Source organism: Streptomyces sp. SID14478 (assembly GCF_010548525.1).
In the GTDB taxonomy this organism is placed as follows: domain Bacteria; phylum Actinomycetota; class Actinomycetes; order Streptomycetales; family Streptomycetaceae; genus Streptomyces.
The window spans coordinates 1-8,496 of record NZ_JAAGMG010000781.1; the positions used below are offsets into that span (position 1 = coordinate 1).

Consider the following 8,496-nt stretch of genomic DNA (forward strand, 5'->3'; position numbering starts at 1 on the left):
GGGGCGAGTGCGGCCGAGGCGCCGGCGGCGGCCGCCGCCACCACGAGCACGGTGAGCGCCACGCCGAGCGAGGTGCGCCCCGCCCTCGCTGTCACGTGCGGGCTGGGGGGTGCAGGCACTGACATTCCGCGGGTCCCTCGGTCCTTGAGTGCGGGAAGTGACGAGCCGACCGGTCCTGTCGGCTGCTGCGGATCCGGTCAGGTGTCGCCGAAGAGGACGCCGATCTTCCGGACCCGCGAGGGCTCATGCTAGTCATGCCGTGCGCCGAACAGACCGGATAAGCCGGGCAGTCCGCCCCGCCGGGAACTTCGTCGTGATCTCGCCGCTGCCCGCTCACCGCGTGCTAGGCCGTCAACGGGCCGCAGCGGCACAGGATATGGGGAGTTCGGACACCTCCTGCGGGACGTAGGGGTCCTTGGCTGCGTGCCCGTCGTGCGGGCTGCTGTGGCCTCAACTTCCCCCGGGGCGCATGTTTTCAGCCATCGTCATTCGGCTTCGGTGATCCGCCAGTGCCCGGCCTCCTTGTACTGGCAGTCGTAGATCACAGAGCCGTCACCGGGTGTCAGCGGGAAGTGATGGAGATTGCCTCCCCAGTACCGCAGGATGCGGCCCAGCTCGCCGGCCGCGTTGCCGTCGAAGGCGGTCTCGCCCATGTCGACCTCAAGAAGAAACTTCATGCCTTCTACTGTGTCATTGAACTGCCCGTTGAGACTTCTGCGCCCTTGATGCCTCCTGCGTGCGGGCGGCAAAAGAAATCCGGAAGTTGTTGTGCATGCTCTGGGCGATCCCGGGAACCAGCAGAAGGAGACAGCTCAAGCAGCCCCACCCCCCCGGGCGCTCGAGCGTGTGGCCCCGTCGCTTCCTCTCCCCCCTGTGAAGCGACGGGGCCGTCCTTCTTCTCTGGGCACGTAGAACCGCGGGATCGTTCCGTGTCCGGCAAAGCCGAGGCCCGTCAGGGGAGTCGAGGGGAACGTGCGGGTCGTCCCGCCCTCTTGACGGTCGGACACTCCCGGCCCAATGGTCTTCGGGGGTATCCGCCGCTTCCTGAAAGGGGCCGCCGTGACCGGCTCGTCCTCCCTGTCCCTCGGCATCGTCGGCGCGGGGCAGTTCGCCGGCCAGTTCGCGAAGCTGTTCCGCGCGCATCCGGGCGTCGGCGCGATGTACGCCACCGACCTGATCCCCGAGCGGGCCGAGAAGCTCATCGCCGCCAAGCGGCTGACCGGTGGCTTCGCCACGTACGACGCGATGCTGGCGGCACCGGACGTCGACGCAGTCGCGATCTTCACGCAGCGCTGGACCCACGGCCCGCTCGTCCTGCAGGCCCTGCGCGCGGGCAAGCACGTGTACTCGGCGGTGCCGATGGCGGTCACCGAGGAGGAGATCGGCGCGATCATCGACGCCGTCCGGGAGACCGGGCTGACGTACATGATGGGCGAGACGAGCCAGTACAACCCGGCGACCGTGCACGCCCGCAACCAGATCGCCGACGGTGCCTTCGGCCGGCTCTTCTACGCCGAGGGCGACTACGTCCACGACATGGACCTCGGGTTCTACGAGGCGTACCGGTACAGCGGCGGCGCCGACTGGAAGGCCACCGCCAGCTACCCGCCGCTGCTCTACCCCACCCACTCCGTCGGCGGCGTCCTCGGCGCTTGGGACACCCATGCGGTGAGCGTCTCCGCGATCGGGGTGCCCGACGAACGCGGCGACGGAGTCTTCGACAAGGGCGTCAGCCAGTTCGGCAACGACCTGTCGAACGCGACCGCGCTGTTCGAAGTGGCGGGCGGCGGGTCCTTCCGCACCAACGAGTTCCGCAGGGTCGGCTACCCGTCCCACATCAGGGAGTCCCGCTTCCGGTTCTTCGGCACGGACGCCAGCATGGAGCAGCTGGCCACGGTCAGCTTCTGGCAGGACAAGAAGGGGGTCACGGACATCTCCGAGCTCCTGCGGCCCAGGCCGACACTGGCGCCCGACGACCCGTCCCTCAGCGACATCGCGCCCGCACTGCGCGCCGCGTTCACCTCCGGCTCGGCGCCCGTGCACGACCGCGCCCGGCTGCCCCGCGTCTTCGACCACATGCCGAACGGTCACGAGGGCAGCCACCACTTCCTCGTCGACGACTTCGTCACCGCCGTGGCCACCGGCACCCACCCGCCCGTCAACGCCTGGGTGGCCGCCCGCTACACCCTGCCCGGCATCGCCGCGCACGCGTCAGCACTGCGCGACGGCGAACGCCTGCCCGTACCCGACGTCGGCGACGCCGCCTAGCCCTGGTGGTGCTGCTGATGCACCGCACCGCCCTGCGGCGCGGGGGCCTGCGCGAGCATGCCCTCCGCCTGCTCCCTGGGCACCTGGTGCTCCGCACCGCAGAACGTGCACTGCGTGCGGAACTTCGTCGAGATCGGGAACAGCGGGATGAAGAACAGCGTGAACTTGGTGACGTACTTGCGCAGGGTGTGGGCCGCGGGATTCCCGCAGTTGCCGCACACGAACGTGAGTATCGCGAGCTGGAACGCGTAGCCCCGCGTACCGAAGATGATCATTCCTGGTCCCTCCCGGTCCATGGCCACCGCCGAGAGTCCGGGGCCAGGACGCCATCGTAGGCAGCGTGCGTGCCGCCCTCACAAGCCGTTCGGTATGCCGGACGGAGCCGGGGGCACACGGGTCCGGGGCGCGAGACGTACGTCGTGCCCGCGGGCGCCGACCGACGGAGTTCAGGCGAAGGACCGGCTCTCGCCCGGGACGGACACGGTCCGGATCGAAACGGTCACGTACCGTACCGACACGGCCGCATTGTCGGGCCGAATCGGCATTCCGGGGGTCGTGATGCAAGGATTGCCGCATGGCTATCAAGACCTACTTCGACATCACGATCAACGACGAGCCCGCCGGGCGGATCACGTTCAACCTCTTCGAGGACGTCGTCCCGAAGACCGCGGAGAACTTCCGCGCGCTGTGCACGGGCGAGAACGGCTTCGGCTACGCCGGTTCGTCCTTCCACCGCGTCATCCCGCAGTTCATGCTCCAGGGCGGCGACTTCACCGCCGGCAACGGCACGGGTGGCAAGAGCATCTACGGCGAGAAGTTCGCCGACGAGAACTTCCAGCTCAAGCACACCAAGCCCGGCCTGCTCTCCATGGCCAACGCGGGCCCGAACACCAACGGCTCGCAGTTCTTCATCACGACCATCGTCACCGACTGGCTCGACGGCAAGCACGTCGTCTTCGGCGAGGTCGCCGACGAGTCCTCCATGGAGCTCGTGAAGAAGATCGAGGCCCTCGGCTCCCGCAGCGGCGCCACCTCCGCGAAGATCACGATCGCCGAGTCCGGCCAGCTCTGACCCCTCGCGCCTTCGCACGGAAGCCGGGCCCCGTCACCGAGACGGGGCCCGGCTTCCGTCATGCCAACTCCCGGACGGGCGGCTCGGGTTAAGGTCTCGGTCACCGGAGCAGTGATCCAACTCGCCGTTTCCTCGACCCGGGAGGCCCCGTGCGCCTGCGCGCCATACCCACCCTGCTGTTGTCCGCCGCCCTCACGGCCGGCGCCCTGGCCGCGACCGCGGCCCCGGCCGCCGCCTCGACCACCGCCGCCGCGTCCTTCGAGGACCAGTTGCGCGCGCTCCCCGGCGTCACCGTCACCGGCGTCACGGACAAGGAGGGCTTCCCGCTCTACGCGCTGTCGATCACGCAGCCGGTCGACCACGACAGACCGCGCCTCGGCACGTTCCAGCAGCGCTTCACGCTGTGGCACAAGTCGACCGCGAAGCCGGTCGTCTTCTACACCGGCGGCTACGGACTGTCCTCGGCCACCCGTGAACCCACCACGCTCCTCGACGCGAACCAGCTCAGCATCGAGCACCGCTTCTTCGGCCCGTCCGTCCCGGCCGGCGCCACCCCGTGGCGGAAGATGACCGTCCCGCAGGAGGCCGCCGACGAGCACGCCGTCGTCCGGGCCGTCCGGCCCCTGTACGAGAAGTCCTCGAAGTGGCTCGCGACCGGCGGCAGCAAGGGCGGCATGACGGCGACGTACCACTACCGCTACTACCCGCAGGACTACGACGGCGTCGTCGCCTACGTCGCCCCGAACGACGCGAACAACAACGACGACAGCACGTACGACCGCTTCTTCAGGACGGTCGGCACCAAGGAGTGCCGCGACGCGCTCGCCGCCGTGCAGCGCGAGATGCTCGTGCGGCGCGACACGCTCCTGCCGAAGTTCGAGAAGACCGCGAAGGACGCCGGGTACACCTTCACGAACACCCTCGGCACCACCGACCGAGCCTACGAGTTCGCCGTCCTCGACCAGGTCTGGAACTTCTGGCAGTCGGGCACGATCGACGACTGCCCGACCGTGCCCGACGCGAAGACGGTCTCCGACGACGACCTCTACCAGTGGTCGCTGGACCACGGCCTGTCCATCTACGAGGACTCCACCCTCGGCGCCAACAGCACCGGCCCCTACTACCGTCAGGCGGCAGCCCAACTGGGCTGGGCCGACCTGGCGTTCAAGAACCTCAAGGGCGTGCGCCACTACCCGGACATCTACCAGCCGAACTCGGTGCTGCCCGCCGACATGCGCACCACCTACGACGGCACCGTCGTCAAGGGCGTCGACAAGTGGGTGCGCACGCGCTCGGAGCGGATGCTCTTCGTGTACGGGCAGAACGACCCGTGGAGCGCCGAGCAGTTCACACCGAGCAAGCGGGACTCGTACAAGTACGTCGTGCCGGGCTCCAACCACGGCGCCACCATCGCGGCGCTGCCGGCGGCCCAGAAGGACGCGGCGACGGCCACCATCAAGCGGTGGGCGTCCGCCAAGTAGCCACGCGCGTCACCCGAAGCGCTCGATGCGGATGCGGTCCACGGGCTGCCCCAGGTCGACCAGGAGCCGGGAGGCGTGTTCGGCGAAGGCGTTGGAGCCGCACACATAGGCCTCCCACTCGGGCGCCCCGTGCGTGAAGCACGGCGCCAAGTGGTCCGCGGCAAGGCGCCGTTGCTCTCCCTCACGGGTGAGCAACGGCGTCGTCTCGTCCCGGTACTCGTCGGCGTAGATCAGATCCTCGCGGGTGCGCGCGGACACGAACAGGCGTAGCGGGACGGGGAGTCGGAGCAGACGGTGGTGGCGGACCATCGACATCAGGGGGACGACGCCCGAGCCCGCGCCGATCAGCAGCGCCGGACGGTCGCCCGGCCAGGCGAAGAAGCCGCTGAGCGGGCCGCGCACCTCCACCTCGTCGCCGATCCGGGCGATCGTGTGCAGGTACCCGGACACCTCGCCGCCCTCGACGTGGTCGAGGGTCAGCTCGATGTGCCCCGAGTCGTCGGGCGGCGACGCGAGGGAGTAGTGGCGCTGCGCCACGTAGCCGTCCTGCGCGGTGAGCCGCAGCATCAGGTGCTGACCGGGGAGGTGCCCCTGCCAGCCCGGGACGGCGAAGCGGAACGTCGACACGAGCGGCGTCTCGCGGCGGATGTCGGTGAGGACGGCCCGCTGCCAGGTGACGGCGGCCTGGCCGCTCACGGCGATCCGGCCGGGCACGGCGAAGGCGGTCGGGGGAGTGAAGGTCTCAGTCACCGGCGTAGCGCTGTTCTTCCCAGGGGTTGCCCCGGCCGTGGTACCCGTTCTGCTCCCAGAAGCCGGGCTCGTCGTGGTCGAGCAGCCGCAGGCCCGCGAGCCACTTCGCGCTCTTCCAGAAATACAGGTGCGGCACCAACAGGCGGGCGGGGCCGCCGTGGGCGGACGGCAGCGGCTCGTCCTCGTAGGTGAAGGCGACCCAGGCCTTGCCGCCCCGCACGTCGTCGAGCGGCAGATTCGTGGTGTAGCCCGTGTGCGAGTACGCCACCACGTGGGTCGCCGAGGAGTGCGGGCGGGCGGCGTCGAGGAACACGTCGAGCGACACGCCGCCGAAGCGCACCCCGAACTTCGACCAGGTCGTCACGCAGTGGATGTCGCCCTCGTACGAGGACGTGGGCAGCGCCTGCGCCTCGTCCCAGGTCCAGGTGCGGGGCTGCGCGACCAGACCGTCGACCCGGAACGTCCAGTCGGCCGGAGCGAGGTCGGGCGTCACCTCGGCGGACAGGACGGGCCAGTCGTCGCGGGCGTCGTACTGGCCCGGCGGCAGGCCCGGGTTGTGGACGCGGGCACGGCCGACGAAGCCGCGGGTGGCGTGGCCGGGCATGCGGGCGTCTCCAGTTCGGCGAGGACGGCGCCCTCGTCGGGCGTCGTGGGCGCGTGAGCGCGCACCAGCACCCTGCCATCGACGCCGATGTCCCGCAAATCCCAGGTGAGCGGGGGTGCGGCAGGCGCCGGGGGAGTCGTCCCGTCCTGCGGGGAGCCGGCGCCCGCGACCGTCTGCGGCCCGTCGGCTAGGCCTTGCGGCCGACCCCGCCGTACGCGTCCACGGCAGGCCCCTCGAACGGTGCGTCGTCGGCCCCGGGGCGCCAGTCGGTGACCCGCACGATGCCGGGTTCCAGCAGTTCCAGATCGCCGAAGAGTCCCTCGATCTCGGCGACGGAGCGCACGTGGTAGGGGACCGCTCCGCTCTTGTTGTAGGCCTCCGACGCGGCGATCATGCCCTCGCTCGTCGCCGTGCCGTCACAGATGGTGAGGTAGCTCCCGGACGGCAGACCGGACATGAGCCGCGCCACCAGCGACCGCGTCCGCTCCTGGTCGGGGAAGTGCCCCAGCGTGTTGAGGATCATCAGGGCGACGGGCTGCGACAGGTCGAGCGTCGCCGTGGCCGCTTCGAGGATCGCGTCCGGGTCGGTCAGGTCGGAGTCCAGGTACGCCGTCCTGCCCTCCGGCGTGCTGGTCAGCAGGGCGCGGGCGTGCGTGAGGACCAGGGGGTCGTTGTCGACGTACACGATGCGCGCGTCGGGGGCGAAGCGCTGGGCCACGTCGTGCGTGTTGTCGGCGGTGGGCAGGCCGGTGCCGATGTCGAGGAACTGCCGTACGCCCTGCTCCACCACGAGATGGCGCACCACGCGGCCGAGGAAGTGGCGGCTGGTGACCGCCACGTCGACGAGGCCGGGGAATATCTCCTTGATCTGGTCGCCTATCTCGCGGTCCACCTCGTAGTTGTCCTTGCCACCCACGAAGTAGTTCCAAAAGCGCGCCGAGTGGGGCGTCGTGGTGTCGATGCGGTTGCGGATCTCTGACGCGGCGGCGTATCCGGAACCCTGGTCCGACATGAAGTGCCTCCTAAAGCACGGGTGTTGGACCAGTCAATCATCAACTCGCGCTACTTGCGCGGCCCTACGGGGACGTCCAGCGGCCTGGCCAGACCCGTGATGCCCTCGTCGAGACGCTGCAGATGGCGCAGCACGCGGAAGGTCACGGTGTTCGCGGCCGGGACGCCCAGGCCGTCGGTCTCCAGCATCGCCGCGATGCTCGCGCCGGATTCGACACTGCCGCTCGTGTCCGTCTCGTTCACGTGCGCGACGAGGACGTCGATGTTGTGGGCGATGCGCCGCGCGGCCCGGCCCAGACGGGGATCGGCCCCCACCCGCTTGCTGTACGGCACGAGTTCGGCGGTCGCCGCGAGGGAACGGGCGTGATAGGCCGACGTCTCCAGGAGTGCCACGAGGTAGCGGGCGGTCTGCCGGCGCCCGCGCAGCGGCGTGATCGGGTGCGTCAACGGCTGTGTGGAGGCGCGTAGGTCGTCCAGGGCGGTGTCCAGGTCCCTCGCCTTGTCCAGCAGATCGGCCGCGGGGCCGCCGCTGAGCTGCTCCACCGCGCCCGCGACGACGTCGCCGAGCCGCTCCAGGACCGTCGCGAGGAGTTCGTCGGTGCGGCTGTCGGTGCGCACCGGCAGTACCAGTACGGCGGCGATGATGCCGCAGGCGGCGCCGAGCGCCGTCTCCTCGATGCGCAGCACCAGCACGTCGAGGCTGTAGGTGTTCAGGAGCGTGTACAGCAGGCCGAGCATCGCCGTCACGAAGAACGACATCAGCGCGTACGACAGCGGGGCGGTGAAGAACATCGCGAACACGCACAGCAGGACCAGGACGAACGCGAGCCAGGTGTGGTGGCCCACCGCCCCGGCGAGCGCCACACCGGCGACGACCCCCAGGACCGTGCCGAGCAGGCGCCGGTAGCCCTTGACGACGATCTCGCCCGTGGACGCCGTGTTGAGGAAGACGACCCAGCAGGTCAGCACCGCCCAGTACCAGCGCTGACTGGACAGGAACTCGCCGCCGACGATGGCGAGCGCCGAGCCGACGGCGACCTGGAACGCGGCGCGGGTGGTGGGCCGCCGCAGCCCGTCGGGCTCCTCCGGTGCGGCTGCTTCCTTCTCGGCGGTGAGGGAGATGTCCTCCGCGTCGAACTCCTCGCGCGAACGCGTCGTGGCGGGGGAGTCGTCGGACTCGTCCTGCGGCCCGTCGAGCGCGAGGCGCAGGCCCATGACGGCGCGGGCCGCCTCGCCGATGGCGCGGAACACGTCCTGCCCGGCGAGCGTGGCGCCCGGCGGGATGCGTTCCTCGTCGCGGTAGCCGAGCA

The 8,496-nt window shown here is 70.2% G+C and carries 9 protein-coding genes; 3 read left to right on the forward strand and 6 right to left on the reverse strand.

What is annotated here, in order from left to right:
- Window positions 1-485: 485 nt before the first annotated feature.
- Window positions 486-677 carry a hypothetical protein gene (locus G3I40_RS25740; RefSeq protein ID WP_164304499.1) on the reverse strand — a complete coding sequence of 64 codons (192 nt, stop codon included), beginning with the start codon at window positions 675-677 and terminating at the stop codon, window positions 486-488.
- 382 nt (window positions 678-1,059) lie between these two features.
- Here G3I40_RS25740 and G3I40_RS25745 point away from each other — a divergent pair, with 382 nt between their 5' ends.
- Window positions 1,060-2,268, forward strand: a complete 1,209-nt coding sequence (locus G3I40_RS25745; RefSeq protein WP_343245019.1) for a Gfo/Idh/MocA family oxidoreductase — start codon at window positions 1,060-1,062, stop codon at window positions 2,266-2,268.
- Here the strand turns inward: G3I40_RS25745 and G3I40_RS25750 are convergent.
- Window positions 2,265-2,543 carry a zinc-ribbon domain-containing protein gene (locus tag G3I40_RS25750; RefSeq protein ID WP_164304501.1) on the reverse strand — a complete coding sequence of 93 codons (279 nt, stop codon included), beginning with the start codon at window positions 2,541-2,543 and terminating at the stop codon, window positions 2,265-2,267. The two genes, G3I40_RS25745 and G3I40_RS25750, sit on opposite strands and share 4 nt — an antisense overlap.
- A 299-nt stretch (window positions 2,544-2,842) precedes the next feature.
- On the opposite strand from G3I40_RS25750, the gene G3I40_RS25755 reads away from it, so the two are divergent.
- Together G3I40_RS25755 and G3I40_RS25760 are read left to right on the forward strand one after the other, a co-directional pair.
- The gene (locus G3I40_RS25755) at window positions 2,843-3,340 is read left to right on the forward strand and encodes a peptidylprolyl isomerase (protein ID WP_164304502.1); all 498 of its coding nucleotides are present in this window, start codon (window positions 2,843-2,845) and stop codon (window positions 3,338-3,340) included.
- A 149-nt stretch (window positions 3,341-3,489) separates the two neighbouring features.
- Window positions 3,490-4,821, forward strand: coding sequence for a S28 family serine protease (locus tag G3I40_RS25760; RefSeq protein WP_164304503.1), 1,332 nt, complete (start codon window positions 3,490-3,492; stop codon window positions 4,819-4,821).
- Window positions 4,822-4,830: 9 nt separating this feature from the next.
- Here G3I40_RS25760 and G3I40_RS25765 read toward each other — a convergent pair whose 3' ends face one another.
- From G3I40_RS25765 to G3I40_RS25780, 4 genes are all read right to left on the reverse strand, one after another.
- Window positions 4,831-5,571: a ferredoxin reductase gene (locus G3I40_RS25765; protein WP_164304504.1), complete on the reverse strand. Its 741-nt coding sequence runs from the start codon at window positions 5,569-5,571 to the stop codon at window positions 4,831-4,833.
- The gene (locus G3I40_RS25770) at window positions 5,564-6,175 is read right to left on the reverse strand and encodes a sulfite oxidase-like oxidoreductase (protein ID WP_164304505.1); all 612 of its coding nucleotides are present in this window, start codon (window positions 6,173-6,175) and stop codon (window positions 5,564-5,566) included. The genes G3I40_RS25765 and G3I40_RS25770 overlap by 8 nt, the downstream gene beginning before the upstream one ends.
- Before the next feature lie 187 nt (window positions 6,176-6,362).
- Complete coding sequence (locus tag G3I40_RS25775) at window positions 6,363-7,187, reverse strand: SAM-dependent methyltransferase (RefSeq protein ID WP_164304506.1); 825 nt, start codon at window positions 7,185-7,187, stop codon at window positions 6,363-6,365.
- 50 nt (window positions 7,188-7,237) lie between these two features.
- Window positions 7,238-8,496 (reverse strand): FUSC family protein (locus G3I40_RS25780; RefSeq protein WP_164304507.1); only part of this gene is annotated, 1,259 nt, incomplete at its 5' end.

Bases quoted from the DNA above. Each gene is read 5' to 3' on its own strand.
- G3I40_RS25740 (WP_164304499.1), bottom strand. From the start codon at position 677: ATGAAGTTTCTTCTTGAGGTCGACATGGGCGAGACCGCCTTCGACGGC.
- G3I40_RS25750 (WP_164304501.1), bottom strand. From the start codon at position 2,543: ATGATCATCTTCGGTACGCGGGGCTACGCGTTCCAGCTCGCGATACTC.
- G3I40_RS25755 (WP_164304502.1), top strand. From the start codon at position 2,843: ATGGCTATCAAGACCTACTTCGACATCACGATCAACGACGAGCCCGCC.
- G3I40_RS25770 (WP_164304505.1), bottom strand. From the start codon at position 6,175: ATGCCCGGCCACGCCACCCGCGGCTTCGTCGGCCGTGCCCGCGTCCAC.
- G3I40_RS25775 (WP_164304506.1), bottom strand. From the start codon at position 7,187: ATGTCGGACCAGGGTTCCGGATACGCCGCCGCGTCAGAGATCCGCAAC.